We start from the raw sequence: 25,971 nt of genomic DNA on the forward strand, positions 1-25,971 counted from the left end.
GAGGCTATCCGCCTCATCTTTTCATGAGCCCGCCATTGGGCAGAAATCTCTCAAGGCCAGAGCATCGAATCGGTAAAGGCGCACCTCCACGAAGCCGAGGGAAAGTTGATCCAAAACGAGCGTAAGAGCCTCAACACCCAATTACACACCCAATTACACCCATTTAACGCCATTCAGCCTAGGAATGGGTGTGAATCAACCTGTGATGCTCTTCCTTAGCTCTTTGAACATCACCCTGCCCTCCCTCGCAGCTATCCGCCCATTACGCGGGCCTTCAATTTTACCTTGCCCAGTTACGTCGTCTTCCAACGACGCTCCAAGGGCACACCACGCAGCACGAATATCCAGCAACTCGTCAACGGTGTACAAGTCGTCACCCTTGAACCCGGTGCGATGCTGATGCCTCAGAATTCTGGAAGAGATTTCCAAAATCGACTGAATGAGGGACTGAGTATCTATTCCATCAACTGGTCCTTTCGGGAACGCTGGCCCACGTTTCTGACTGGACATTGCGCTTTTGATCAGACCTGTCTGTACTTCAACCACCGGATGGATGATTCCGCTGAACTCACCCACTTTAGCCTGAGGATCACCGAAATCTGTCCGAGTTTTCAGGACTGGCGTGCCGCCCAATTTGCCAGCAGCAGCAGCGTCGATGAATGCTTTGTGAATGCGTGAAATCTGGGTGAATCTCCAGGATTCAAATTCGACCGCTTGTTCAAGGGGAATCTCAGCGTGAGCTATTGGCTCCAACAGGTCGAACGATGCGATCTGGATCGTCGTGCTTTTGCGTACGCCTTTGAGTGGATCGCCGTTTGCATCGAATGCAGCAACAGCTAATGAAACTGATTTGAGAACGACTACGCGGTCACAGTTTTGAGTCATGCGAATATACATTGATTGTTACTCCTTATTATTGTTCTTATGTTTTAATTATAACATGTAAGGATGAGTTCTGAAGCACACTAAACGTATTGAATTTAGCGCTTAGTTGATTTATAATAGAAGAATGATACGGAAGTCCTAATAGTCCTTCTAAGCATGATTCTGACGATCCGGAAAGACGGGTACAAGGACTTACGTTTCATCAAATTTGCAGTACAACTTTTGCTCGAACACACCTGAGCGTTGGCTTTGGGCTCCGGTGTTTTGTTTTTTTGGGGCAAATAAAAACCGGGAAGATCCCGGCTTTGGTTATGCTTCTAGTTTCTGCTCTGGTTCAGCGACAGTGACACCTCTGCAAAGGGATGCCAAGTATTTCACCTGCTTTTCAATCTCTTCCTCAGCGACCAGTTCCATTACATCAATCATATCTCCCACAGGCAGATCGACCCCCGCTGGTACATTTAGCCGTAAGGCGGTATCCGGCAGCTCATTCGATGGAGCCATTTCTTCGAACTCGACTTCAAGGCCATCAAAGAAATCGTCAATTGCGCGCTTAATTATGCTCAACATTAGCTTCATGATTTTAGCGACGCGCTCTGCCTCAATTTCAATTTCGACCTCGTTCCTAGATTTCTTTCTAAGGCGAAGGTGGAAAGAAGCATTGAACCCGAGGTAGCTTGAGCCCGCGTCCGCATAGATACCGAACAACCGCCCCCTATTCTTTACGTATGACCGCATGCGTACGTTGTTCTGTGGAAGCTTTACGTACACACGCCTGAACGCAGTCACGCACCCAGCCTCCTGGTACGTAGGCATGGGGTTCTTTACGCTCTGGACGAGGGTATAAGCATTAGGAGGCAGGCCGAGTAAACCGTTGTCACGTGACGGATTGTAATTGATGCCCTCCTTCCGAATTAGCTGCTCAAACGTAAGGCGCGTGCCTTTTAGCTTTGAGCCAGAGATCCATCTGCCGTCCGGTCGGTTTAATTTGAACATGATGCCTTTAATGTGCGTAGGGTTCTTTGCCTCAGTTTTGACCTGGGCTGCTACACCTCTTTCATTCAAAGCCAAAACTAGTTCGGAGAATGTTTTTGGCTTGCCCTCTTTCCATAAATCTCCAAAAATCCCTCTGAGTATTTTTGCCTGATCATTACCCTTTCTAAATAAATCTCCGTTTTTGGCGAAGCAATGATCAGGATTCTCTATGGCCTGCAAATTATATTTGGCCTCAAGCTCTCGGCATGCTTCCCAGCCTTTTTTATATCCACTGCTATCACTAACAACTGAGAATTGAGGTGGACGAGGTTTTCCATTTGGCGCTATTTCACCATGAATCATATGAGCGCGACATGCAACAATGTGAACATGCTGGTTATCAGTGTCGTTATGAACGGTTGCAACCCATTTTGCGCCCTTTCCATAGCCTAGGGCTTTCATATAATGTTTGGCGCAGTCTAACAATTCCTTATTGCTGAGTGACTCGCCTGTTGCCAACGAAAGCATATAGTGTGCAAACAGTTGCTTAGATGTCCCCTTATATTTATTCGCATGACCATTCATCTCAGCAGCAATCTGAGAGGTATCGACCTCGACACGCCCAGTTCCGTCACTGTTTATAGAACGTACCAATGGGTCGCCCGCAATGATATTACCTCCTAAAAATTCAATGAATGGGCGCTTTTCACGATCCTTCTCCAGCTCAGCAAAAATGTAGGAAACTCTGCTTTCCGATGAGTCTGAATAATCAAATTGTTCATTAATCATTTTATTGCTCCTTTTTTATTATTTTTATTGTGTTAGGAAGCTTTCTATCATTTCGATTTTTCCGAGTAAGCCGTGAATCGTATCCACTACATCTTCCGGCAATTCAGACTCACTGGCGTACTGTTCTAAATCGTGGCACGAGAAGGCCAAACCCCCTAAATAGGCAGAGGCTGCCTGGATTTGTGGGTTGTTTGCAGTCGAAATTCTGCGCTTGCTACAAAACTCCAGGATCTTTTCCCTAAAAAGCCCAGATATCGTTGGATAACCCAATTCCTCGCTTACACCTTTGATTACACTGAACTCGTCCAGGGTTAAATACACCTTGAATGCCTTGCTCTGACGGATTTCTTTGCGAGGCGCACCGCCTTTGTTCTTAATCAATACCTTCGACATGTCGCTCACCATTTATTATTTTTATTTTTTGGCTTTTAGTTTTTTGATTCAAATCGCGCAGAACCCGCAGGGTTTGAGCAGAAGCCCGTCGAAAGCACCGTGTACCAGAGAATCGAGGTATCACGGGGCTGTGAGACATAGCTTGCAGATTTAATCAAAAAAAATATTATATCACCTTAGTATTGACTTTTTTGAAGCTTTATTAATTTTTTTTAATTATTTTCTTGCAATCTATCCTCTATCTACTATGCTTTGAGGAAGGTGATGGTTTTCATAGCGTAAAGTCAGCCCTGTCTACGTATGCGTTCAGACCAGCTGACGCTGAAATCGGCCAGCGGGTTGATGTGTAGGCTTAACCATCCTTATGCGTGACGAAAATTAGAAGTGAAGTGCATGCCTGAAAACGTAGAACTGGCATTGAAACAAGCGGAGTACGACGATGGAAGAGCATGCACTTTCAGTAAAACCTTTGCGTATTGACACCACAACGCAACACCCGTTTTTCAAGATGTTGCGTGGTGCATTCGGCCATAAGCCCAGCGCACCAGGGCTTAAAGAGGAAAAATACATGCGGCCCAGAAAGGCAGAGACCGACAAACTAGTTGATAAATGCGGCGTCTTGTATTGGAAATGGCAAGAGTTGCTCGAAAAAAATGAAGACGACGTTGAGTCTGAGCGCCAAGGGAACAAGCGGATGGGTCGTCCCCCAGTACCGCTTAAAACTCTGCGCCAGCGAGCTGAACTGGCCTATACCGAAAAGCTGGCTGAACTGCGAGAATACGAAAAACAGCTTGGCCGTGATGAGATCCCGGAAGATGACATCATTGAGAAAGGCGAGCGTCTCCGCGAGAAAGGCCCAGGTCGCCCCAGTATCAGCGAGATAGGCAGAAAATATCGGCATCTACGACGCAAACTAAAGCATATGGAAAACGCAATAGCTGCAATCGATGACTCCAACTCGCCTGTTTATGATGGTCTCGGCCGACCGGCAATGTCATCGCGTGAACGAGTTCAGTATTATCAGCGCGACATTGACGCCATCAAAAAGGAGATTGAACTTGAGATGTCGAAAATGTCGTCTATGGAATGCACAAAAATTATGCTCGACAATGCGCGCATTGATCGGCGTGATTTGAATATAAGGCTGAGAAAAGAGCCTGAAAACGCTGAGGTCATTCAGGATCTGATTTTGAAGGTATCCATTGAAATTGACTCGCTGCATCAAAAGCTAGAAGAAGAATGGCGTGCTTCAGAGCCAGTGATCCAAACGCCGCTGATTACGCAAGTCGTTCGCTCACAACGAGAATATTCGCCAGCTGTTTCGGAACTCATTCGAAAGCTGGAATCTCAGCTGATAGTAACGAATCCACCATCCGAATTGACCCTAGAATCGCTGGAAAAATATAAGGCCGAAGTAGCCCTAGCAAATGAATTCAACGGGGCTATTGTTAGCCAAATAGAAGCACTGAAATCCGTTTAACCGAATATCAGCCAAGGACGGCTCGCCTCTTACACCAAAATACATTGAGATCAAAATGTCAAAAATTGCAGAATTCAAAGCCCTCGAAGCCCAGCTCGCTGAACACATGCGTCAGCTGGATGAAATGAAGAACGATGACGGCCTCAAAAAAGAAATTGAATTCGAAACCAAGCTTCGCGCTTTGATGGGTGAATATAGTGTTTCACTGCCTGCGATCATCGCGTTGCTCGACCCTAGTGCTCGCCGCAGTGCTAAGCCATCCGAACCCAAGTTGGTTCGCAAAGCGCGCTCTGTGAAGCGCTACAAAAACCCTCACACCGGCGAGCTAATTGAAACCAAGGGCGGCAACCACAAGCTCTTGAAAGAGTGGAAAACCGAGCACGGTGGTCAGGAGGTTGAATCCTGGCTCCAATGAGGCATCGGCCTATAGTCGGCCTATAATCATCTATAATCGACTATAAAGATCACGCCCCCAACAAATCAAGCGCCCTTCCCCTCCGGATCGGCGCTTTTTTTGTGCCCAAGCTCAGTCAGACACGCCGAAATCACGCTCGATTTCAGAGATGCCCATGCGATCAAAATCTTCAAGATTCGCATGCCGAGAATCCCTGACTGAAATGAATGAGTCTAGCCATTTCCAGCCTGCCACAGGACTGCCTTTCCGCCCTATCAGCAGTGACTCGCCGAGATGAATAGCATCGCTGCCATCTCCTCCACAAGCCGCCCTGACCGCTTCCAGGAGCACCAGATCCGTCAATTTTGGTTCCCACTCCAACACTCCGGTCGACTACTCCCAGGGCCTTCGTGGTGGCCAATTGTTACCAAAATGGCCTCAAAATCACATCATTAAATCCTGTTAATGGCGGCGTGTTACCAATTTGTTACCAAGAGGTTTTTAAAAGAAAAACAAAAAACCCGCGCAGCCCAGAGGCCATGCGGGTTTCAGATAAATACTTTAAGCTTTAATAATTAACGAGCGGGGGATTTTAAGTCCCATGCGTCTACCAGTTTCGCCATTCGGGCGGTAGCGCGGTGAAGCGGTCTGGCTTGTGCAACAGAGGACGAAATATATACATCCCGTCCCGGTGAAGCAAGTTCGCAGATACCCTTTTCAAGACAAAATCTTGCAAGGCTGCGGAAATAAAAAAGCTCCGTAAATCATAGATCTACGGAGCTTGTTTATAGTGGAGGCCGAGGTCGGAATCGAACCGGCGTAGGTGGATTTGCAATCCACTGCATAACCATTTTGCTACTCGGCCTCAAACATTTGCTGTCATGTAGCGCGACGTCAAATGCATACAAACTTGGAGCGGGAAACGAGACTCGAACTCGCGACCCCGACCTTGGCAAGGTCGTGCTCTACCAACTGAGCTATTCCCGCGTCTTGGTGTGGCGCATTCTATAGAATCCAGAAGCCCCGTCAACCCTTTGATTCAAAAAAGTTTTATTTCTTTTCCACGTCGGTCTTCAGATGCGGCCAGGCAGCCCGCAGGTATTGGACCATGGACCACAATGTCAGCCCGGCAGACACCAGTAGCAAGGCATAACCGATCAAGACCCAGAAGGTGAAGTCTGACGGATTAGCCAGCAGGATCACCAGCGCCAGCATTTGCGCGGCGGTTTTCCATTTGCCCAGGTTCGACACGGCGACGTGAGCGCGTGCGCCGAGTTCGGCCATCCATTCGCGCAGTGCCGAGACGACAATTTCGCGACCGATGATGACGGCGGCCGGCAGCGTCAGCCACAGGTTGCCGTGTTCTTGCACCAGCAGCACCAGCGCAACGGCCACCATCAGCTTGTCAGCCACGGGATCGAGGAAAGCCCCGAACGGTGTGCTTTGTTCCAGACGACGGGCCAGATAACCGTCCAGCCAGTCTGTGGCGGCGGCAAATGCGAAGACCGAGGCAGACGCCAGGTAGCTCCATTGGTAAGGCAGGTAAAACAGTAAAATAAAGATCGGGATGAGCAGGACGCGTAGAACGGTAATCAGATTAGGGATATTCATCGGCACAACTGGCTACGAGGTGAGGTGGCATTCTACTCGCTGTGCAGATTTGCATAAATCAACTCTGCGAGCTTTTTACTGATCCCGGGTGCTTTGGCGATCTCTTCGATGCTGGCACGAGACAGCTCCTGCAATCCACCAAAATGTTTTAACAAATCGCGCCGCCGTGTCGGACCGACGCCGGCAACCCCCTCAAGTGTCGAGGTGCGACGGGTTTTGCCACGGCGCGCGCGGTGCCCGGTGATGGCAAAACGGTGGGCTTCGTCGCGTATCTGTTGAATCAGGTGCAGCGCGGGGGAATCGCCGCGCAAGGTGAATTCGTGGGCCGCGTCGTTGAGGTACAGGGTTTCAAAACCGGCCTTGCGCGTCGCGCCCTTGGCCACGCCCAACAGAATCAGGTCAGGCACTGCCAGTTCATTGAGCACATCGCGAGCCATCGACAGCTGCCCCTTGCCGCCGTCCACCAGCAGAATGTCCGGCAGCTTGCCCTCCCCGTCCTTCAGCTTGCTGAAGCGTCGGGTCAGGGCCTGGTGCATGGCCGCATAGTCGTCGCCCGGGGTAACGCCTTCAATGTTGTAACGACGATAGTCGGACTTGATCGGGCCTTCCGGACCGAACACCACGCAAGACGCCACGGTGGCTTCGCCACTGGAATGGCTGATGTCGTAGCACTCAAGGCGCTGCGGCGGCTCGTCCAGATTCAACACTTCGGCCAAGGCATCGAAACGTGCGGCGACGTGCTGACGGTTGGCCAGCCTCGCGCCCAACGCTTGCTCGGCATTGGTGACGGCCAGTTGTTGCCAGCGCGCTCGGGTACCGCGCACCCGATGGCTGATGGTCAATTCACGACCGCGCAACTCTTCTATGGCTGTGATGAGCGTCGGGAAGTCCTCGTGAACCACGTTGACGATCAGTTCGCTCGGCAAGTCGCGCTCGGGACTGGTAATGAAGTACTGCCCCAGAAAGGCCGCCATGACCTCGGAAACGTCTTCGTCGATGCCGACCTGAGGGAAGAAGTTCTTGCTGCCCAGCACCCGCCCACCGCGCACGCTGATCAAGTGAACGCAGGCGCCGCCCGGATTGACGAACGCAGCAATCACATCTATATCGCCCGTTCCACCCTCCATGCTTTGCTGGTCCTGGACCCGGCGCAACAGTGAAATCTGATCACGCAGCTCGGCCGCGCGTTCGAACTCGAGGTTGATCGCCGCTTCTTCCATGCCGGCGGACAACTCGTCCGTCAGCGCATTGCTGCGACCTTCGAGGAACATCACCGAGTGGCGAACGTCTTCGGCATACACCTCGGGCTCCACCAGCCCGACGCACGGGGCCTTGCATCGTTTGATCTGGTATTGCAGACAAGGACGCGTACGGTTCTTGTAATAGCTGTCTTCGCACTGGCGAACAAAAAAGGTCTTCTGCAGCAGACTCAGACTTTCGCGAATGGCGCCCGCGCTGGGATACGGACCGAAATACTTGCCCTTGGCCTTTTTCGCACCGCGATGGATGCTCAGGCGAGGAAACTGGCCATCCGAGAGAAAGACGTAAGGGTAGGATTTGTCGTCGCGCAGCAGGATGTTATACGGAGGACGCCATTCCTTGATCAGCGTCTGCTCAAGCAGCAACGCTTCCGTTTCGTTAGCCGTGATGGTCGTTTCGACCTGGGCGATACGGGCGACCAGCGCAGCGGTCTTGGGCGCGAGACCGGATTTGCGGAAGTAGCTCGACAAACGATTTTTCAGGTTCTTGGCTTTGCCGACATACAGCAGACGTGCATCGCTATCGAACATGCGATAGACGCCCGGACGCCCACTGACCGTGGACAGAAAAGCGCCTGGATCGAAGACTTCAGTCATTTTCAGAGGCTGGCATCGACCATGCCGTGACGCACCGCCAACAGCGTCAGCTCGACATCACTGCTGATCGAGAGCTTCTCGAAAATGCGGTAACGGTAAGTATTGACCGTTTTGGGTGACAGGCAGAGCTTGTCGGAAATGATCTGGACTTTTTGACAGCCGACAATCATCAATGCGATCTGGATTTCCCGCTCCGACAGCGCGTCGAAGGGCGAATCGTTGGTCGGCTGAAAGGACTTGATCGCCAGCTGCTGGGCAATCTGCGGGCTGATGTAGCGTTGCCCGGCAAAGACCAGGCGAATCGCCTGGACCATTTCCGGCAACCCGGCGCCCTTGGTCAGATAACCTGCGGCACCGGCCTGCAACAGCCGCGTAGGAAACGGATCTTCTTCGCACACGGTGACCGCGACGACTTTGATGTCCGGATGACTGCGCAATAACTTGCGCGTGGCTTCAAGACCGCCGATCCCGGGCATCTTGACGTCCATCAGCACCACATCGGGTTTCAACTCACGCGCCTTAAGCAGGGATTCCTCCCCGGACTCAGCCTGGCCGACTACTTGCAGGCCATCGATGTCAGCCAGCATTCGAGTAATGCCTGTACGAACGAGATCATGGTCATCGACTACTAGCACCCTAATCAAGCAGACACCTCGCGATATGGTCTTATTGGGTTGCCGGACACCTTAGCAAAAAGCGACTGGCAGACCTAGCGGCAAGCGCTATATAAAAAGTTTCAATACATCTTGAAAGGCTTGTCGCCAGCGTGTTTCAGCGATGTAGCTCATCGACATCGCGCTGCATTCTCAGGAAACACTCGTCTTGGCCGACTACCTTCAGCCCTTTTCGCTCATACAGTGCCTTGGCTGGATTCGTTTCAAAAACTGTCAGGCGTAACGCCGGACGCCGTTCCTTGCATGCCATGGCAAATACCTGATCGATCGCCCAGGAACCGGCGCCCTGCCCCTGGAACGCTTCGAGCACGTGCAATTCGCGGATGTACAAGGCTCTGGCGTCGCGACTGAGACTGACATAACCCACCGATAAGTCGCCGCACACGATCACCCGGCTCTCGCGCCCCGCCCAAGCCACATTGAACGCCTCGTCCAGCCAGAGCAGATCATTCTGAATGTAATAGCGGAGCATATTGCGACAGGTCAGCTCGCGAGCGAAGTCAAGGTCGCCGGATGTCGCCGGACGCCAGTCAAAAGTCATTAAAACCTCCGCGGACGGCAATGCTCAGTGCCGTCATGGTTTGTCCTTGTGGCATCACGCGTTGACCGAAGCGCGAAGTGTGTCATAAACCCCGATGCGCTCAAGCGATAGAAAACAGGATCGGTCATCGATAGCATTTTCTGATTGAAACGGCGCACCGGCCTCTAGTAAGCTCGGCGCATTCATTGGAGACAGACCATGTTCAACGCCCTCTCACAGCTTCGTACCGCCAGCGCCCCGCGCTCGGTTGCGGCTGCCCGGGCGACTGACGTTTGTGCTCCGGTCAGCTTTTATTTTGGGTATTGGTTTAGCCACTGGCGCGCCTGATACCCACACGGCGCCCATTTTAAAGGGGTCGCCGCCAGAGAATTCTCAACCCCCGGTCGGCCTCCCGACCGGGGTTTTTGTTTTTTCAGCCCCACTCATTTTTAGCGACACACCAGACAACCAGAGGATTCACGAAATGAACTACGCCACTTATTACCGTTACGACAGCTTTTCCGCCTGGCGATTTAGCAGCCTCCGCTCGGGACAGCCTGCCGCCTCCGATCGGTCACCCACAGGTGGCAAGCACACACACGCAGCCAATCCGGCCAATTGTCGAACACCCCAGTAGGGCCGAGCGCGCGGGAACGAACCCGCCGCCAGCCCAGGAAGCCTGAATATGAACTCGTCCGTCTCTGCTCTGCCGCTGTCCACCTTGAGCCCTGCCAATGAAGCGCTGACCCTGCGTCTGCCCAGCTCATTGCAACTCAAACAGCAACTGCCCCTCAGCAATGCCCTGACCCGGCAAGTCGCCGATCACCGCGATGCGGTCCGTGCGATTCTCAACGGTAAAGATTCCCGTCTGCTGATCATCGTCGGCCCTTGCTCGATTCACGATCCCCAGTCCGCCCTCGAATACGCGGCCAATCTCGCTCGTCTGGCCTCCGAAGTCAGCGATGAAATGCTGCTGGTGATGCGCGCCTACGTCGAAAAACCCCGCACCACGGTCGGCTGGAAAGGCCTGGCCTACGACCCGCAGCTCGATGGCAGCGATGACATGGCCGGCGGTTTGACGCTGTCACGCGAACTGATGCGCGAAATGCTGCGCCTCGGCTTGCCGATTGCCACCGAACTGCTGCAACCGATGGCGGCTGGCTACTTCGACGATCTGTTGAGCTGGGTCGCTATCGGCGCCCGCACCACCGAGTCGCAAATCCACCGGGAAATGGCCAGCGGCCTGAGCATGCCGGTCGGTTTCAAGAACGGCACCGATGGCGGTGTCGCCGTAGCCAGCGACGCCATGCGTTCGGCCGCCCACCCGCATCGCCATTTCGGCGTCGACAGCCAGGGGCATCCTGCGATCATTCAAACCCCAGGTAATCCCGACACCCATCTGGTGTTGCGCGGCGGCCATCGCGGGCCGAACTACGATCGCGACAGCGTCACCCAGGTAAATAGCGATTTGGCCAAACTGAAGATCCCGGCACGGATCATGGTTGACTGCAGCCACGCCAACAGCGGCAAAGACCCGGCGCGCCAGCCCGCCGTGTTCAACGATGTGCTGGAGCAACGCCTGCAGGGTGATTGCTCGCTGATCGGCATGATGATCGAGAGCCATTTGTTCGAAGGCTGCCAGCCATTGAGTCCATCGCTGCGCTACGGCGTATCGGTAACGGATGGCTGCCTTGGCTGGACCGCAACCGAACAACTGCTGCGCCAGGCAGCAGAGCGGTTGCGAGCACAGAACAGCGTCCAGCAACCGGCATAACCACTGCCGACCTTCCAGCCCTCGATCGAGGGCTGGGCGTCTGAAAAGCGAATCGGTTTACAGGTAAACGGCGTGCGCACGGTAGGCCGTTGCAATGATGTGCGCCACGAACGACAAAAAGATGTCCAAATATTCCGAACAGGACCTCAAGCTCTTTCGAACTTTCCTACGTTTTCTATACCTTTTTCATCAGCTTACAGCGGATTCCTCATACATCGCCGAGCTGCCGGTGTGCTTTAGAGTGAGCCCATATTCACACCTCTGAACCACCGAGAAAAAGGAATGAACATGCTACGGAATGCAACCACTCAGTATCCAATCCTGCTGATCCACGGGCTCTTCGGCTTTGATCGCATTGGTAAAGTCGAACTCTTCCATGACGTCAAGCAGGCCCTCAGGAGTGCTGGCGCAAGAGTGTTTGTCCCCCACCTCTCGGCAACCCAGAGCAACGAAGTGCGCGGCGACCAACTGTTGGCACAGATCGAACGGGTGCTGGAAGGAACCGGCGCCCGGCAAGTCAACCTGATCGGCCACAGCCAGGGCGCCCTTGCGGCACGTTACGCTGCGGCCATCGCGCCGGAGATCATCGCGTCTGTGACTTCGGTCAGCGGCCCGAACCACGGCTCGGAACTGGCCGACTTCCTGCGCAAGGCATTGACACCCGGGCGCCTGCCGGAACATGTCGCATCCACGGTTGCAACGCTGTTTGCGGACTTTGTGTCGTTGCTCAGCGGCCACCAGGCCCTGCCGCAAAATGCCGTCGCCGCGCTGAATGCGTTGACCACCGAAGGTGTGGGCGCTTTTAACGACAAGTACCCACAAGGGCTGCCGAAAACCTGGGGTGGCAAGGGCCGCGAATTGGTTAACGGGGTGCGCTATTACTCCTGGAGCGGGATATTGCAGGGCGATCTCCTGGACAAAGGGCTGGATGCGATCGATCCGCTGCACGGTTTCCTCCAGGCCTTTTCGCGCTATTTCACCACCGAAGCAGAGCAGAATGACGGCATGGTTGGCCGCTACAGCTCCCATCTGGGCAAAGTTATCCGCTCCGACTATCCACTGGATCATCTGGACAGCCTCAGCCAAACCGCCGGGGCACTGCGCAAGGGCATCGACCCGATTACCTTGTATGTGCAACACGCCGAGCGCCTGAGAAAGGCTGGCCTATAATCCGTGCGGAACTTTGACGAGAAATAGGCCACTGAATCCGGTAGGCTCCGCACTTTACTGAACATTGAAAGGAGTATTTTTCCATGGCTAAAGCCACTGCCCGTCACATCCTGGTTGCCTCTGAAGACAAGTGCAACGAACTCAAAGCCCAGATCGAAGGCGGCGCCGATTTCGCCGAAGTTGCCAAAGCCAACTCCACCTGCCCATCCAGCCGCCAAGGTGGTGACCTGGGTTCGTTCGGTCCAGGCCAGATGGTCAAAGAGTTCGATACCGTCGTCTTCAGCGCACCGATCAACGTAGTGCAAGGCCCGGTGAAGACCCAGTTCGGTTATCACCTGCTGGAAGTGACCAGCCGCCAGGACTGATCAGCGCCCTGGTTTTGTGTATGACGGCCCACCTTTTGGTGGGCCGTTGTGTTTCGGTTATGTAATACGGCTGGCGAGGGACGCGCCGCTAGCGTACAAATTGCGGTTATCGATCACCCGGCTCTAAGGCTGACAATGCGACTGGCTTTCCCCACTTTGTTGTTCACTGCCGTGGCCCTGCTGTTGGGCGCCACCGGTGTGAATGCTGCACCGCAACAGGCGTTGACCGTGTACGGCGAACCGGCGAAGTATCCCGCCGGCTTCAGTCATTTTGCCTACGCCAACCCGCAAGCCCCCAAGGGCGGCACAATGCGTCGCTCCGCCATCGAGATCGGGCATTTCGACCATATACTGCCGTACATCGACAAAGGCATCGGCGTCACGCAAATCGACGGTTTGCTCTACTCGCCCCTGGCCCAGCGTTCGCTGGACGAGCCCTACACCGTTTACGGCTTGGTGGCACAGAAGATGGAGCGCTCGGAGGACGGCATGTCCCTGCGCTTCTACCTGAACCCGAAGGCGCGTTTCGCCGACGGCACCCCGATCACAGCCCAGGACGTGCGCTATACCTTTGACCTGCTGATGACCCAGGGCAGCCTGCGTTATCGCACCCAGTTCGCCGACGTCAAAGGCGTCGAAGTCGAAGCGCCGCTGACGGTTCGGTTCGACTTCAAAAGCAACGAAAGCCGCACCCTGCCCCTCGATATCGCCACCTTGCCGGTATTTCCCGAACACTGGTGGAAGACCCGTGATTTCGCCAATGGCGGTGGTTATGAAGCACCACTGGGCAGCGGCCCGTACAAAGTGGGCAAGGTCGATTCCGGTCGCAGCATCACCTTCGAGCGCAACGCCACCTGGTGGGGCAAGGATCTGCCGGTCAGCCGCGGCCTCTATAACTTCGATCATTTCAGCATCGAGTACTTCGGCGACACCGACGTCGCACGCCAGGTCCTGCGGGGTGGCGCCTATGACTACAACCGCGAATTCTCCGCCACCGGCTACTCGATCGGCTACGAAAGCCCGGCCCTGAGCGATGGTCGACTGCAAAAAGCGCATCTGGCCAAAGAAGCCCCGCAATCGGCCCAGGGCTTTGTCTTCAACCTGCAAAACCCGATGTTCCACGACCGCCGCGTGCGCCAGGCCCTGGCCATGCTCTGGGATTTCGAGTGGAGCAATCGGCAGATGATGCGCGACCTGTACATTCGCCAGCAGAGTTTCTTTTCCAACACCGACCTCGCCGCCCGCAAACTGCCGGATGCCGGCGAGTTGGCGATTCTCGAGCCACTGCGTGGGCAGATCCCCGACGAGGTCTTCACCCAAGTCTTCGAAGCACCGAAAACCGATGGCAGCGGCCTGATTCGCGACAAGCAACTGCTGGCGCTGAACCTGCTCGAGCAGGCCGGATGGAAACCCGATGGCGACCAACTGGTCAACGCCGAAGGCACGCCGCTGAGCTTCACCTTTCTGGTCAGCCAGAACGGCATGGACCGACTGCTATTGCCGTATAAGCGCACCTTGAAACAGATCGGCATCGACCTGAACATCCGCCGCATCGACTCCTCTCAGTACGTGAATCGCCTGATGAGCCGCGACTACGACATGATCGTCACCGGCTATCCGGTCACCACTTCCCCCGGTGGCGAGCTGTTCAACTACTTCGGCTCGATCTCGGCCAACGACCCCGGCGCCAACAACTACATGGTGCTGAAAAACCCGGCGGTCGATACGCTGATCAACGGGCTGGTGCGCGCCAACACCCAGCCAGAAATGCTGCGTTACGCCCATGCGCTAGACCGGGTGCTGCAATGGAACTACTACTGGATTCCCAACTATTACCCGCCGGGCACTTCGACGGTGTGGTGGAACCGCTTCGGCATGCCCAACGAGCAGGCCAGCAATGACGAAGCCATCGAAAGCTGGTGGGAGGTGAGCTCCACGCCGCTGACCAACCAGCAGATGACGGCCGAGAAAATCCGCCGTGGCAAACCCGGAGGGCCGCATTGATGTGGGCTTATATACTGCGGCGCCTGCTGCTGATCATCCCGACGCTGGTGATCATTCTTCTGGTCAACTTCGTCATCGTCCAGGCCGCACCGGGCGGTCCGGTGGAACAGGCCATCGCGCACTTACAAGGCATCGGCGGCGCGAGTGTCGGCGGCGGCTCCGGGGAAACCATGTCGGGCACCTCCCGGGCCAGTCGCGGCCTCGACCCGCAATTGATCAAGGACATCGAAAAGCAGTACGGCTTCGACAAGCCCGCGCACGAACGCCTGTGGCTGATGCTCACCAGCTACGCGCGCCTGGACTTCGGTAAAAGTTTTTTCCGCGGTGCGACCGTCACCGACCTGATCCTGGAAAAAATGCCGGTGACCATTTCCCTCGGGCTCTGGGCCACGCTGATCACCTATCTGGTGTCGATCCCGCTGGGCATCCGCAAGGCCGTGCACCATGGCAGTCATTTCGATATCTGGAGCAGCACCGCGATCATCATCGGCTACGCGATGCCGGCGTTCCTGTTCGCGATGTTCCTGATCGTGGTCTTCGCCGGTGGTACCTCGCTGAACTGGTTCCCGGTGCGCGGGCTGGTTTCGGACAATTTCGAATCGCTGTCGACCGTGGGCAAAATCGCCGACTACTTCTGGCACTTGGTGCTGCCGGTGACGGCGTTGGTGATTGGCGGTTTCGCCACCCTGACGATCCTCACCAAGAACTCGTTCCTCAATGAAATCACACGCCAATACGTGGTCACCGCACGGGCCAAAGGCTTGAGCGAACGACGCGTGCTGTACGGCCATGTGTTCCGTAATGCGATGCTGCTGGTGGTGTCGGGGATTCCCCAGGCGTTCATCAGCGTGTTCTTCGCCGGTTCGCTGCTGATCGAAGTGATCTTCTCGCTCGATGGCCTCGGGCGCATGAGCTATGAGGCTGCCGTCTCGCGGGACTATCCGGTGGTGTTCGGCTCGCTGTTTATCTTCACGCTGTTCGGGCTTTTGATAAAACTGATCGGCGACCTGTGCTACACCCTGGTCGACCCGCGTATCGACTTCGCCGCGAGGAACGCCTGATGTTCCAGCTCTCGCCGTTAGGCCGCCGCCGCTTCGAACGCTTCAAGAAAAACCGCCGGGGCTGGTGGTCGCTGTGGCTGTTCATAGGCCTGTTTCTGCTGACGCTGGGCGGCGAGTTGATCGCCAACGACAAACCGCTGGTGGTCAGTTATCAGGGGCAGTGGTACTTCCCGGTATTCAAGCGCCACACCGAGCAGGAATTCGGCGGGCAACTGCCGTTCCAGGCTGACTATCGCAGCGACTACGTGCAGAAGCTGATTCACAAGGACGGCGGCTGGATGCTGTTCCCGCCGATCCCGTTCAGCGACGACACACCCAACTATGAACTCAATAAGCCGGCGCCGAGCCCACCCTCGAGTGTCAATTGGCTGGGCACCGACGACCAGTCCCGGGACGTCATGGCCCGGGTGATTTTCGGTGCGCGGGTGTCGATCCTGTTTGCGTTGATGCTGACCTTGGTCAGTGCGTTGATCGGTATCGCCGCCGGTGCGCTTCAAGGCTATTACGGCGGCTGGGTCGACCTGTTGGGTCAACGCTTGCTGGAAGTCTGGTCGGGGCTGCCGGTGCTGTACTTGCTGATCATTCTGTCGGGCTTCGTTGAGCCGAATTTCTGGTGGTTGCTGGGGATCATGGCGCTGTTTTCCTGGCTGGCGCTGGTCGACGTGGTGCGCGCCGAGTTCCTGCGCGGGCGCAACCTGGAATACGTCAAGGCCGCCCGGGCACTGGGCCTTTCGGATCGAAAAGTCATCGTCCGGCATATCCTGCCCAACGCCATGAACGCGACATTGAGTTACCTGCCATTCATTCTCACCGGGGCCATCTCCACCCTCACGGCGCTGGACTTCCTCGGCTTCGGCATGCCGGCGGGCAGCGCATCGCTGGGCGAGCTGATCGGCCAGGGCAAGCAGAACCTGCAAGCGCCGTGGCTGGGGCTGACGGCGTTTTTCACCCTGGCGCTGATTCTTTCCTTATTGGTGTTTATCGGCGAGGCGTTGCGCGACGCCTTTGACCCCCGATCCTGACGCGGACTGTAGATATGAGTACCAACCTGATCGAAATCCGTGACCTCAGCGTGGCCTTCAATGGCCAGACGGTGGTGCGCAACCTGTGCCTGGACATCCGTCCCGGTGAATGCCTGGCGTTGGTCGGTGAATCGGGCTCCGGCAAATCGGTGACCGCCCACTCGATCCTGCAACTGCTGCCCGAGACAGGCACCCAAACCACTGGCAGCATTCGCTATCGCGGCAAGGAACTGCTCGGCGCCCCGACCCAGGTGTTGCGTGAGTTGCGCGGTAACCGGATCGCGATGATCTTCCAGGAGCCGATGACCTCGCTCAATCCGTTGCACAGCATCGAAAAACAGATCGGCGAAACCCTGCTAGTGCATAAAGGCCTGACGGGCAAAGCGGCGCAAGCGCGGATTCTGGAATTGCTGCAACTGGTGGGTATCCAGAAGCCCAAGGAACGGCTCAAGGCCTACCCCCACCAGCTGTCCGGTGGCCAACGGCAACGGGTGATGATCGCCATGGCCCTGGCCTGCGAGCCGCAGTTGCTGATCGCCGACGAACCCACCACGGCGCTGGACGTGACGGTGCAGCGCAAGATTCTGATTCTGCTCAAGTCCCTGCAACAGCGGCTCGGCATGTCGCTGCTGTTGATCAGCCACGACCTCAATCTGGTGCGCAGCATCGCCCAGCGCGTGTGCGTGATGAAGGCCGGGGAAATCGTCGAAGAGGCCACGTGCGAAACGATCTTCACCGAGCCGAAACACCCCTACAGCTGCGTGCTGCTGAACGCCGAACCGGAAGGCGAAGCCCTGCCCCGGGACGAGCGCGAGAACGTGCTGGAAGTGGACAATCTGCGCGTGCAATTCGCCCTCGGTGGCGGGCTGTTCCAGCGCAAGACTTACCTGAACGCGGTGGACGGCATCAGCCTTAACATTCAACGCGGCAAAACGTTGGGCATCGTCGGCGAGTCCGGCTCGGGCAAGTCGACGCTGGGTCAGGCGATCCTGCGCTTGCTCGATTCCGAAGGCAGCATTCGCTTTCAGGGCGAGGCGCTGGACGGCCTGACGCAAAAGCAGCTGCGGCCATGGCGCAAGAAAATGCAGGTGGTGTTCCAGGACCCCTTCGGCAGTCTCAGCCCGCGCATGTCGGTGGCGCAGATCATCAGCGAAGGGCTTGAAGTGCATAGTCAGCTGACCGCTGAAGAGTGCAAAGCCGAAGTGATTCGCGCGCTGGAAGAAGTCGGCCTCGACCCGCAAAGCCGCAATCGTTATCCCCACGAGTTCTCCGGCGGCCAGCGTCAGCGCATCGCCATTGCCCGGGCGCTGGTGCTGAAACCGGCACTGATCCTGCTCGATGAACCGACCTCGGCGCTGGATCGCACGGTGCAAAAACAAGTGGTCGCCCTGCTCCGCCAGCTTCAGGAAAAACACGGACTGACCTATCTGTTCATCAGCCATGACCTGGCGGTGGTGCGCGCCCTGGCCCACGACATGATCGTGATCAAGGACGGCAAAGTGGTGGAAAGCGGCGCCAGCCATGACGTGTTCGATTCGCCGCAGCATCCGTACACTAAAGAGCTGTTGGCGGCGGCGCATTCGCGGTAGGCATAGGACCGCGTCGCCTCAATCGCTAGCAGGCTAGCTCCCACATTGAATCGCGGTCCACTGTGGGAGCTAGCCTGCTAGCGATAGGGCCCGCCAAGACAACACATATTCTGGATCTGACCTCTATGAACACCACCGAAAACCTCAAGGATTACCAGCGCGTTCGCCTGCTGGCGATCCGTTCGCTGTTCGAAATCATCGAGCAATCGAGCGAAGGCACGGTGATTGTCGACCGCGACGCGAACATCGTCTGGATGAACGAGCGCTATGCCCGGCGTTTCGGTCTGGAGTCCGCCGAAGTGGCCATCGGCAAGGCCTGCGAAAGCGTGATCCCCGGCAGTCTGTTGCGCGAAGTCGTGCGCACCGGCCGGCCGATCTTGCTGGACATGCAGGACACGCCGAAAGAACCCCTGGTGGTGATGCGCCTGCCGATTCATGACGACGCCGGCGCGGTGATCGGCGCCATCGGTTTTGCGCTGTTCGACGAGTTGCACAGCCTGTCGCCCATGCTCAAACGCTACCTGAGCATGCAGGAAGAACTGGCTTCCACCCGCTCGTTGCTGCGGTCGCGGCAGACCAAGTACAACTTCGCCCACTTCATCGGCACCAGTGCCGCCAGCCTCGAAGTCAAACGTCGCGCCCGGCGCAGTGCCAGTGCCGAGTCGCCGGTGCTGTTGCTCGGCGAAACCGGCACCGGCAAGGAGTTGCTGGCCCAGGCGATCCACGGCGCTTCGCCGCGCGCGCACAAAGCCTTCGTCAGCATCAACAGCGCGGCGATTCCCGAGTCGTTGCTGGAAGCCGAGTTCTTCGGTACCGCGCCCGGCGCCTTCACCGGCGCCGATCGCAAGGGCCGCGCCGGCAAGTTGCAGATCGCTCAGGGCGGCACGCTGTTTCTTGATGAAATCGGCGACATGCCGCTGCCGCTGCAAAGCAAGTTGCTGCGCGTGTTGCAGGAAAAGGAGTTCGAGCCGGTCGGTTCCAATGAAGTGATCCAGAGTGATGTGCGAGTGATCGCGGCCACCTCCACCGATCTGGAAGCGGCGATCAAGCGTGGCGAATTTCGCGCCGATTTGTATTACCGACTCAACGTGCTGCCGATCAACGTGCCGCCCCTGCGCGATCGCCTCGATGACGTGCCGGCGCTCAGCGAAGCGATCCTTGAGGAACTGCGCAGCCAGCATGAACTGAACCGCGAAGCCTTGGACCTGCTGGGGCAGCACGCCTGGCCGGGGAATATTCGCGAACTGCGCAATGTGCTGGAGCGCGCAGCGCTGCTCAGCGATGACCTTGTGCTGAATGCGGGGGATATTCGCGCGGCGATTGGGACGTTTACGCCAGTTGAGCGTGTGGCGCCGAGGGTGATTGAGGCGGTTGCGCATGAGACGTTCAGTGAGGCGCGGGAACGGTTTGACCGGCAATTGATTGAAACGGCCCTGGCGCAATGCGGGGGCAAGGTGATCGAGGCGGCGGCGCGGTTGGGGCTGGGGCGGTCTACTTTGTATAAGAAGATGGTGGCGTTGGGGATTGTTGAGTCTCTATAGAGAGACATTGATCTCTATTGGTAGATAGGGCCTCTTCGCGGGCAAGCCCGCTCCCACAGGGTTTGCGCCGAGCCATAAATTCAAAGGCAACCACAAAACCTGTGGGAGCGTGGCTTGCCCGCGAAGACGTCCGTACAGCCACTACAAATCTCTAAACAGAGACAAATAATTCAAAACCGCCTCACAAATAAATAAATATCCTTATATTTCAACACCTTAAACAAATGGCACGAATCTCGCTAAAGCCCTCTCCCACAAAAGATCCACCCACAAAAATAACAATCCAGGAGACACACCATGAGTGTGATCATTGCCTTGGCAGCCCTCACGCTGCTGATGCTCGCGGCCTACCGTGGCTACAGCGTTATTCTCTTCGCCCCGATTGCCGCCCTCGGCGCTGTCTTGCTCACCGACCCGTCCGCCGTCGCCCCTGCCTTTACCGGGGTGTTCATGGAGAAAATGGTCGGCTTCATCAAACTGTATTTCCCGGTGTTCCTGCTCGGCGCGGTGTTCGGCAAGCTGATCGAGCTGTCGGGTTTCTCGCGCTCGATCGTCGCGGCAGCGATTCGCCTGCTCGGCACCCGCCAGGCGATGCTGGTGATCGTGCTGGTCTGCGCACTTCTGACTTACGGCGGCGTGTCGCTGTTTGTGGTGGTGTTCGCGGTCTATCCGTTTGCCGCTGAAATGTTCCGCCAGAGCAACATTCCCAAGCGTCTGATCCCGGCGACCATCGCCCTCGGTGCGTTCTCGTTCACCATGGACGCCCTGCCCGGCACCCCGCAGATCCAGAACATCATCCCCAGCACCTTCTTCAACACCACCGCGTGGGCGGCGCCGTGGCTGGGTGTGATCGGCGCGATCTTCGTGTTCAGCGCCGGCATGCTGTTTCTCCAGCGCCAGCGCAACAAGGCTCAGGCGTCCGGTGAAGGCTATGGCACCGAACTGCGCAACGAGCCTGAAACCGCGCCCGACATCAAACTGCCGAACCCGTGGATCGCCCTCTCGCCGCTGCTGGCCGTGGGCATCATGAACCTGCTGTTTACCCAGTGGATTCCGCAGTGGTACGGCAAGACCCACAGCCTTGCGCTGCCGGGCATGGCCGCTCCGGTGACCACCGAAATCGCCAAGCTCACGGCGATCTGGGCGGTCCAGGCCGCCTTGCTCGTGGGCATCATCATGGTGCTGGTGTTCGGCTTCAAGGCGATTCGCGGCAAGCTGGCCGAAGGCAGTCGCAGCGCTGTCGGCGGTTCGCTGCTGGCGGCGATGAACACCGCATCGGAATACGGCTTTGGTGCGGTGATTGCTTCCTTGCCAGGGTTCCTGGTATTAGCCGATTGGCTCAAGAGCATTCCCAATCCGCTGGTCAACGAAGCGATCACCGTGACCCTTCTTGCCGGCATCACCGGTTCAGCGTCGGGCGGCATGAGCATTGCGCTGGCGGCCATGGCCAATGACTTCATCGCAGCGGCCCACGCGGCCAACATCCCGCTGGAAGTGCTGCACCGGGTGGCCTCGATGGCCAGCGGCGGCATGGACACCCTGCCGCACAACGGCGCGGTGATTACCCTGCTGGCGGTGACCGGCCTGACCCACCGCGAAGCCTACAAAGACATTTTCTGTATTACGCTGATCAAGACCCTGGCGGTCTTTGTGGTGATCGGTACTTTCTACGCCACTGGCATTGTGTGAGGTATTCATGACGACTCTTTCGGGCAAGACTGCACTGGTCACCGGCTCCACCAGCGGCATCGGCCTGGGCATCGCCCTGAGCCTGGCCAAGGCTGGCGCCAATCTGATCCTCAACGGTTTCGGCGATGCTTCCAAAGTGATTGCCGAGGTTGAGCAATTCGGTGGCAAGGTCGGCCATCACCCGGCCGACGTCAGCGATCCGGCGCAGATCGCCGACATGATCGCCTACGCCGAGCGTGAGTTCGGTGGCGTGGATATTCTGGTGAACAATGCCGGGATCCAGCATGTGTCGCCAGTGGAAGACTTTCCCGTGGAGCGCTGGGATTCGATCATTGCAATCAACCTGTCGTCGGTGTTCCACAGCACCCGCTTGAGCCTGCCGGGCATGCGCGCCAAGGGTTGGGGACGGATCATCAACATCGCTTCGGTGCACGGCCAGGTCGGATCGGTGGGTAAGGCTGCATACGTGGCGGCCAAGCATGGTGTGATCGGCTTGACCAAAGTGGTCGGGCTGGAAACGGCAACGACCAATGTGACCTGCAACGCCATTTGCCCGGGTTGGGTATTGACTCCGCTGGTGCAGAAGCAGATTGATGATCGCATTGCCAAAGGCACCGACCCGCAACAGGCGCAGCATGATTTGCTGGCCGAAAAGCAGCCGTCGCTGGAGTTCGTCACGCCGCCGCAACTGGGTGAACTGGTGTTGTTCTTGTGCAGTGAGGCCGGCAGCCAGGTGCGTGGCGCGGCGTGGAATATTGATGGTGGGTGGTTGGCGCAGTAATTAGTCACCCCCCTGTGGCGAGGGAGCTTGCTCCCGCTGGGTGGCGAAGCCGCCCCAAATGGGTTGCACCAGCCTATTTACGTCTGCTGCGCAGCCGAGCGGGAGCAAGCTCCCTCGCCACAGAAGCCTGCTCCACAGTAGCCTGTGTGTACGCATAAGAACAAAGAGGCAAGCCATGTCCGACATCCTCTGGCAACCCAGCGCCGAGCGCATCAACAAAACCCGCATGGACGCCTTCCGGCGCTTCGTCATAAAGCGGCACAACATCCACCTCGACGACTACCCCGCCCTGCACCAATGGTCGATCGATCAGCGGGTCGCATTCTGGCAGGCGATCGTCGACTTCTTCGACATCCGTTTCCACGATCAACCGGACACGGTGCTGCTGGAAGGCCTGCAAATGCCCAGCGCCCAGTGGTTCCCTGGCGCCACGCTTAATTTCGCCGAGCACCTGATGCGCCGTCGCGACGATGCCATCGCGGTGATTGCCATTGGCGAGAACGGCCAACGTGAACACCTGACCTGGGCTGAACTGGCCGAGCATGTCGCCGGTTTTCAAAACAGCCTGAAAGCCGCCGGCGTCGGCCTCGGCGACCGGGTCGCTGCGTGCATGCCCAACACCTGGCAAACCTTGGTGGCCATGCTCGGCACCACCAGCCTGGGGGCAATCTGGTCCTGCTCATCGCCGGACTTCGGCACCCAGGGCGTCATCGACCGCTTTGGCCAGATCGAACCGAAAGTGCTCATCACCTGCGCCGGTTACCGCTATGCCGGCAAGGACATCGACCAGACCGCCAAGGTCAATGAAATCCTTGAACGCCTGCCCTCCTTGCAACAGTTGATCGTGGTGCCGTATGCCCGGCCACAGGCACACATCGAGCAGTTCCACACCCGGGCCAACGTAACGCTGTGGGATGATTTCTACGACATCGGCGGCGAGCCGGATTTCGTCCCCGTGCCTTTCGCCCATCCGCTGTACATCCTTTATTCCAGCGGCACCACCGGCGTGCCGAAATGCATCGTCCACAGCACCGGCGGCGTGCTGCTGCAACACGTCAAGGAACACGGCCTGCATTGCGATCTCGGCCCCGGCGACCGACTGTTCTACTACACCACCTGCGGCTGGATGATGTGGAACTGGCTAGTCTCGGCCCTGGCCGTGGGCAGCGCAGTGGTGCTGTACGACGGCTCGCCGTTTCATCCAGAGCCTCAGCGTTTGATCGACCTGATCGACGATGAACGCATCAGCGTCTTCGGCACCAGCCCCAAGTTCCTCGCAACCCTCGAAACCAACGGCGTCAAACCGCGCGAGAGCCATGACCTGACCAGCCTGAAAACCTTGCTTTGCACCGGATCCGCCCTATCGCCGCAGAGCTACGATTACGTCTACCGCGATTTCAAGAGCGACCTGTGCCTGGCCTCAATGTCCGGCGGTACCGACATCGTTTCCTGCTTTGTGAACAGCAACCCTTTTGAACCGGTGCGCCGTGGCGAAATCCAGGGCAAGAGCCTGGGCATGGCGGTTGAAGTCTGGAACGACGACGGTAAACCTGTGATCGGCGAAAAAGGCGAGCTGGTCTGTACCCGGCACTTCCCTGCAATGCCCATCGGCTTCTGGAATGACCCACAGCAAGAAAAGCTGCACGCTTCATATTTCAGTCAGTTCCACGGCGTCTGGGCCCAAGGCGATTACGCCGAACAACTGCCCCACGGCGCGATGATGATCCACGGGCGCTCTGACGCGGTGCTGAACCCCGGCGGTGTGCGCATCGGCACGGCGGAAATCTACCGTCAGGTGGAAAAAGTTCCGCAGGTGCTGGACAGCGTGGCCATCGGTCAGCAGTGGCAGGATGACGTGCGGGTGGTGCTGTTCGTTAAGTTGCGCGACGGTGTCGAACTCGATGAAGCCTTGCAGCAGCAGATTCGCCAGGTCATCCGCGCCAACACCACGCCCCGGCACGTACCGGCGAAGATTGTCGCGGTGACCGATATTCCGCGGACCATCAGCGGCAAAGTCGTCGAATTGGCGGTGAGGAACGTGGTGCATGGGCAGAAGGTGAAAAACACCGATGCGCTGGCCAATCCCGAAGCGCTGGAACAATTCCGCAACCGCCGCGAACTCCAAACCTGAAAAAGATCCACTGTGGGAGCGGGCTTGCTCGCGAAGGCGGAGTATCAGCCAGCATCAACGTAGGCTGACACACCGCTTTCGCGAGCAAGCCCGCTCCCACATTTGATGGATTTCAGTCTATTAATCCCCACTCTCCCGAGGGCGGTTGAGTCGGCGGTGACGCATCGCTATGCAACTTCAGCCGCAAGCGCAAGTTGTTCACCGAATCCGCATGCTTCAACGCTTCCTCCTCATTGATCGCCCCTTCGACAACCAACGCATACAGCGCACCGTCAAACGTCTGCATCCCCAATTCCAGCGATTTCTCCATGATCCCCTTCAGCTCGGCAAACTCATTGCGCCGGATCAGGTCACCGATGGTTGGTGTCCCCAGCATCACCTCCACCGCCGCCCGGCGCTGCCCGTCGCGGGTACGCACCAATCGTTGGGACACGAATGCTTTGAGGTTGTTGCCCAGATCATGCAGCAGCTGCGTATGTCGCTCCTCAGGGAAGAAATTGATAATGCGGTCCAGCGCCTGATTGGCGTTGTGCGCGTGCAAGGTGGAAATCACCAGATGACCGGTATCGGCAAATGCCAGCGCATGCTCCATGGTTTCGCGGTCGCGGATTTCGCCGATCAAGACGACGTCCGGCGCCTGACGCAGGGTGTTTTTCAGGGCAGCATGAAAACTGCGAGTATCGACGCCGACCTCACGCTGGTTAATGATCGACTTCTTGTGCCGGTGAATGTACTCGATCGGGTCTTCGATGGTGACGATATGGCCACTGCTGTGACGGTTGCGGTAATCGATCAGCGCCGCCAGGGAGGTCGACTTGCCGCAATCGGTGGCGCCGACGAACAGCATCAGGCCTTGTTTGAGCATCACGGTTTCGAGCAGCACCGCCGGCAACTTGAGGTCTTCGAAGCGCGGAATGTCGAGCTTGATGTTGCGTGCCACGATTGACACATCGTTGCGTTGCTTGAAGATGTTGACCCGAAAGCGCCCGACACCTGCCAGGGAGATCGCCAGGTTCATCTCCAGTTCGCGATCGAACTCCAGACGTTGTTCGGCGTCCATGATGGACTCGGCAATGGCTGCGACTTCCCCCGGTTTGAACGGTTGATCGGTCAGCGGTTTGAGCACGCCGTCGAACCGTGCACTGGGTGGCGCGCCGGGGGAGAGATAGAGATCGGATCCGTTCCGGTCAGCCAGTATCTGCAACAGTGCATCGATTTCCATGGCAAAAAGCACCCGCGAAGCATTCAATGAAAAAACAATGACCCC

Annotated in this window: 22 protein-coding genes and 2 tRNA genes; 13 read left to right on the plus strand and 11 right to left on the minus strand. The window is 57.0% G+C overall.

Annotated features, from left to right (window positions below):
* Positions 1 to 195: 195 nt before the first annotated feature.
* The 3 genes from DJ564_RS17885 to DJ564_RS17895 form a co-directional block, all read right to left on the minus strand.
* The gene (locus DJ564_RS17885) at positions 196 to 897 is read right to left on the minus strand and encodes a hypothetical protein (protein WP_109632009.1); all 702 of its coding nucleotides are present in this window, start codon (positions 895 to 897) and stop codon (positions 196 to 198) included.
* Between the two features lie 297 nt (positions 898 to 1,194).
* Complete coding sequence (locus tag DJ564_RS17890) at positions 1,195 to 2,649, minus strand: relaxase/mobilization nuclease domain-containing protein (protein WP_109632011.1); 1,455 nt, start codon at positions 2,647 to 2,649, stop codon at positions 1,195 to 1,197.
* Positions 2,650 to 2,673: 24 nt separating this feature from the next.
* Complete coding sequence (locus tag DJ564_RS17895) at positions 2,674 to 3,042, minus strand: hypothetical protein (protein WP_109632012.1); 369 nt, start codon at positions 3,040 to 3,042, stop codon at positions 2,674 to 2,676.
* 439 nt (positions 3,043 to 3,481) lie between these two features.
* Here DJ564_RS17895 and DJ564_RS17900 point away from each other — a divergent pair, with 439 nt between their 5' ends.
* On the plus strand, positions 3,482 to 4,522 hold the full coding sequence (locus DJ564_RS17900; protein WP_109632014.1) for a hypothetical protein: 1,041 nt from the start codon (positions 3,482 to 3,484) through the stop codon (positions 4,520 to 4,522).
* A gap of 55 nt (positions 4,523 to 4,577) precedes the next feature.
* On the plus strand, positions 4,578 to 4,937 hold the full coding sequence (locus DJ564_RS17905) for a histone-like nucleoid-structuring protein, MvaT/MvaU family (RefSeq protein ID WP_109632016.1): 360 nt from the start codon (positions 4,578 to 4,580) through the stop codon (positions 4,935 to 4,937).
* 111 nt (positions 4,938 to 5,048) lie between these two features.
* Here the strand turns inward: DJ564_RS17905 and DJ564_RS32050 are convergent, their stop codons facing one another.
* From DJ564_RS32050 to DJ564_RS17935, 7 genes are all read right to left on the minus strand, one after another.
* On the minus strand, positions 5,049 to 5,279 hold the full coding sequence (locus DJ564_RS32050) for a hypothetical protein (RefSeq protein ID WP_162556219.1): 231 nt from the start codon (positions 5,277 to 5,279) through the stop codon (positions 5,049 to 5,051).
* A gap of 428 nt (positions 5,280 to 5,707) precedes the next feature.
* A tRNA-Cys gene (locus DJ564_RS17910) sits at positions 5,708 to 5,781 on the minus strand.
* A gap of 46 nt (positions 5,782 to 5,827) precedes the next feature.
* A tRNA-Gly gene (locus DJ564_RS17915) sits at positions 5,828 to 5,903 on the minus strand.
* A 63-nt stretch (positions 5,904 to 5,966) separates the two neighbouring features.
* Positions 5,967 to 6,527, minus strand: a complete 561-nt coding sequence (gene pgsA, locus DJ564_RS17920; RefSeq protein WP_109632018.1) for a CDP-diacylglycerol--glycerol-3-phosphate 3-phosphatidyltransferase — start codon at positions 6,525 to 6,527, stop codon at positions 5,967 to 5,969.
* Between the two features lie 32 nt (positions 6,528 to 6,559).
* Complete coding sequence (gene uvrC / locus DJ564_RS17925) at positions 6,560 to 8,383, minus strand: excinuclease ABC subunit UvrC (protein ID WP_109632020.1); 1,824 nt, start codon at positions 8,381 to 8,383, stop codon at positions 6,560 to 6,562.
* A 2-nt stretch (positions 8,384 to 8,385) separates the two neighbouring features.
* Complete coding sequence (gene uvrY, locus DJ564_RS17930; protein WP_008015884.1) at positions 8,386 to 9,027, minus strand: UvrY/SirA/GacA family response regulator transcription factor; 642 nt, start codon at positions 9,025 to 9,027, stop codon at positions 8,386 to 8,388.
* A 127-nt stretch (positions 9,028 to 9,154) separates the two neighbouring features.
* Complete coding sequence (locus tag DJ564_RS17935; protein ID WP_109632021.1) at positions 9,155 to 9,598, minus strand: N-acetyltransferase; 444 nt, start codon at positions 9,596 to 9,598, stop codon at positions 9,155 to 9,157.
* A 664-nt stretch (positions 9,599 to 10,262) separates the two neighbouring features.
* Here DJ564_RS17935 and DJ564_RS17940 point away from each other — a divergent pair.
* The 11 genes from DJ564_RS17940 to DJ564_RS17990 all read left to right on the plus strand — a co-directional run bounded on the left by DJ564_RS17940 (position 10,263) and on the right by DJ564_RS17990 (position 24,704).
* Positions 10,263 to 11,351 carry a 3-deoxy-7-phosphoheptulonate synthase gene (locus DJ564_RS17940; RefSeq protein ID WP_109632023.1) on the plus strand — a complete coding sequence of 363 codons (1,089 nt, stop codon included), beginning with the start codon at positions 10,263 to 10,265 and terminating at the stop codon, positions 11,349 to 11,351.
* Between the two features lie 288 nt (positions 11,352 to 11,639).
* Positions 11,640 to 12,521: a triacylglycerol lipase gene (locus DJ564_RS17945; protein WP_109632025.1), complete on the plus strand. Its 882-nt coding sequence runs from the start codon at positions 11,640 to 11,642 to the stop codon at positions 12,519 to 12,521.
* An 83-nt stretch (positions 12,522 to 12,604) separates the two neighbouring features.
* Complete coding sequence (locus DJ564_RS17950; RefSeq protein ID WP_003445034.1) at positions 12,605 to 12,886, plus strand: peptidylprolyl isomerase; 282 nt, start codon at positions 12,605 to 12,607, stop codon at positions 12,884 to 12,886.
* Positions 12,887 to 13,021: 135 nt separating this feature from the next.
* Complete coding sequence (locus DJ564_RS17955; RefSeq protein ID WP_109632027.1) at positions 13,022 to 14,890, plus strand: extracellular solute-binding protein; 1,869 nt, start codon at positions 13,022 to 13,024, stop codon at positions 14,888 to 14,890.
* Positions 14,890 to 15,951, plus strand: coding sequence for a microcin C ABC transporter permease YejB (locus DJ564_RS17960; protein WP_010460849.1), 1,062 nt, complete (start codon positions 14,890 to 14,892; stop codon positions 15,949 to 15,951). The genes DJ564_RS17955 and DJ564_RS17960 overlap by 1 nt, the downstream gene beginning before the upstream one ends.
* Entirely contained in the window at positions 15,951 to 16,973 is a 1,023-nt protein-coding gene (locus tag DJ564_RS17965) for an ABC transporter permease (RefSeq protein ID WP_109632029.1), read from the plus strand. Before DJ564_RS17960 ends, DJ564_RS17965 begins: the two co-directional genes overlap by 1 nt.
* 14 nt (positions 16,974 to 16,987) lie before the next feature.
* Positions 16,988 to 18,562 carry an ABC transporter ATP-binding protein gene (locus DJ564_RS17970; RefSeq protein ID WP_109632031.1) on the plus strand — a complete coding sequence of 525 codons (1,575 nt, stop codon included), beginning with the start codon at positions 16,988 to 16,990 and terminating at the stop codon, positions 18,560 to 18,562.
* Between the two features lie 125 nt (positions 18,563 to 18,687).
* A complete protein-coding gene (locus tag DJ564_RS17975; protein ID WP_109632033.1) occupies positions 18,688 to 20,103 on the plus strand; it encodes a sigma-54-dependent Fis family transcriptional regulator in 1,416 nt (471 codons plus the stop codon).
* Positions 20,104 to 20,400: 297 nt separating this feature from the next.
* A complete protein-coding gene (locus DJ564_RS17980; RefSeq protein ID WP_109632035.1) occupies positions 20,401 to 21,792 on the plus strand; it encodes a GntP family permease in 1,392 nt (463 codons plus the stop codon).
* A 7-nt stretch (positions 21,793 to 21,799) separates the two neighbouring features.
* Positions 21,800 to 22,573: a 3-hydroxybutyrate dehydrogenase gene (gene hbdH / locus DJ564_RS17985; RefSeq protein WP_109632037.1), complete on the plus strand. Its 774-nt coding sequence runs from the start codon at positions 21,800 to 21,802 to the stop codon at positions 22,571 to 22,573.
* Between the two features lie 175 nt (positions 22,574 to 22,748).
* The gene (locus DJ564_RS17990) at positions 22,749 to 24,704 is read left to right on the plus strand and encodes an acetoacetate--CoA ligase (RefSeq protein WP_109632039.1); all 1,956 of its coding nucleotides are present in this window, start codon (positions 22,749 to 22,751) and stop codon (positions 24,702 to 24,704) included.
* Positions 24,705 to 24,816: 112 nt separating this feature from the next.
* Here the strand turns inward: DJ564_RS17990 and DJ564_RS18000 are convergent, their stop codons facing one another.
* On the minus strand, positions 24,817 to 25,926 hold the full coding sequence (locus DJ564_RS18000; protein ID WP_109632041.1) for a PilT/PilU family type 4a pilus ATPase: 1,110 nt from the start codon (positions 25,924 to 25,926) through the stop codon (positions 24,817 to 24,819).
* Positions 25,927 to 25,971: the final 45 nt, after the last annotated feature.

This window comes from Pseudomonas sp. 31-12 (genome assembly GCF_003151075.1).
In the GTDB taxonomy this organism is placed as follows: domain Bacteria; phylum Pseudomonadota; class Gammaproteobacteria; order Pseudomonadales; family Pseudomonadaceae; genus Aquipseudomonas.

What these genes read in the sequence shown, in the direction of transcription:
- DJ564_RS17885 (WP_109632009.1), bottom strand. Translation starts at nt 897, where the DNA reads ATGTATATTCGCATGACTCAAAACTGTGACCGCGTAGTCGTTCTCAAA.
- DJ564_RS17890 (WP_109632011.1), bottom strand. Translation starts at nt 2,649, where the DNA reads ATGATTAATGAACAATTTGATTATTCAGACTCATCGGAAAGCAGAGTT.
- DJ564_RS17895 (WP_109632012.1), bottom strand. Translation starts at nt 3,042, where the DNA reads ATGTCGAAGGTATTGATTAAGAACAAAGGCGGTGCGCCTCGCAAAGAA.
- DJ564_RS17900 (WP_109632014.1), top strand. Translation starts at nt 3,482, where the DNA reads ATGGAAGAGCATGCACTTTCAGTAAAACCTTTGCGTATTGACACCACA.
- DJ564_RS17905 (WP_109632016.1), top strand. Translation starts at nt 4,578, where the DNA reads ATGTCAAAAATTGCAGAATTCAAAGCCCTCGAAGCCCAGCTCGCTGAA.
- pgsA (WP_109632018.1), bottom strand. Translation starts at nt 6,527, where the DNA reads ATGAATATCCCTAATCTGATTACCGTTCTACGCGTCCTGCTCATCCCG.
- uvrC (WP_109632020.1), bottom strand. Translation starts at nt 8,383, where the DNA reads ATGACTGAAGTCTTCGATCCAGGCGCTTTTCTGTCCACGGTCAGTGGG.
- DJ564_RS17935 (WP_109632021.1), bottom strand. Translation starts at nt 9,598, where the DNA reads ATGACTTTTGACTGGCGTCCGGCGACATCCGGCGACCTTGACTTCGCT.
- DJ564_RS17940 (WP_109632023.1), top strand. Translation starts at nt 10,263, where the DNA reads ATGAACTCGTCCGTCTCTGCTCTGCCGCTGTCCACCTTGAGCCCTGCC.
- DJ564_RS17945 (WP_109632025.1), top strand. Translation starts at nt 11,640, where the DNA reads ATGCTACGGAATGCAACCACTCAGTATCCAATCCTGCTGATCCACGGG.
- DJ564_RS17950 (WP_003445034.1), top strand. Translation starts at nt 12,605, where the DNA reads ATGGCTAAAGCCACTGCCCGTCACATCCTGGTTGCCTCTGAAGACAAG.
- DJ564_RS17955 (WP_109632027.1), top strand. Translation starts at nt 13,022, where the DNA reads ATGCGACTGGCTTTCCCCACTTTGTTGTTCACTGCCGTGGCCCTGCTG.
- DJ564_RS17960 (WP_010460849.1), top strand. Translation starts at nt 14,890, where the DNA reads ATGTGGGCTTATATACTGCGGCGCCTGCTGCTGATCATCCCGACGCTG.
- DJ564_RS17965 (WP_109632029.1), top strand. Translation starts at nt 15,951, where the DNA reads ATGTTCCAGCTCTCGCCGTTAGGCCGCCGCCGCTTCGAACGCTTCAAG.
- DJ564_RS17970 (WP_109632031.1), top strand. Translation starts at nt 16,988, where the DNA reads ATGAGTACCAACCTGATCGAAATCCGTGACCTCAGCGTGGCCTTCAAT.
- DJ564_RS17975 (WP_109632033.1), top strand. Translation starts at nt 18,688, where the DNA reads ATGAACACCACCGAAAACCTCAAGGATTACCAGCGCGTTCGCCTGCTG.
- DJ564_RS17980 (WP_109632035.1), top strand. Translation starts at nt 20,401, where the DNA reads ATGAGTGTGATCATTGCCTTGGCAGCCCTCACGCTGCTGATGCTCGCG.
- hbdH (WP_109632037.1), top strand. Translation starts at nt 21,800, where the DNA reads ATGACGACTCTTTCGGGCAAGACTGCACTGGTCACCGGCTCCACCAGC.
- DJ564_RS17990 (WP_109632039.1), top strand. Translation starts at nt 22,749, where the DNA reads ATGTCCGACATCCTCTGGCAACCCAGCGCCGAGCGCATCAACAAAACC.
- DJ564_RS18000 (WP_109632041.1), bottom strand. Translation starts at nt 25,926, where the DNA reads ATGGAAATCGATGCACTGTTGCAGATACTGGCTGACCGGAACGGATCC.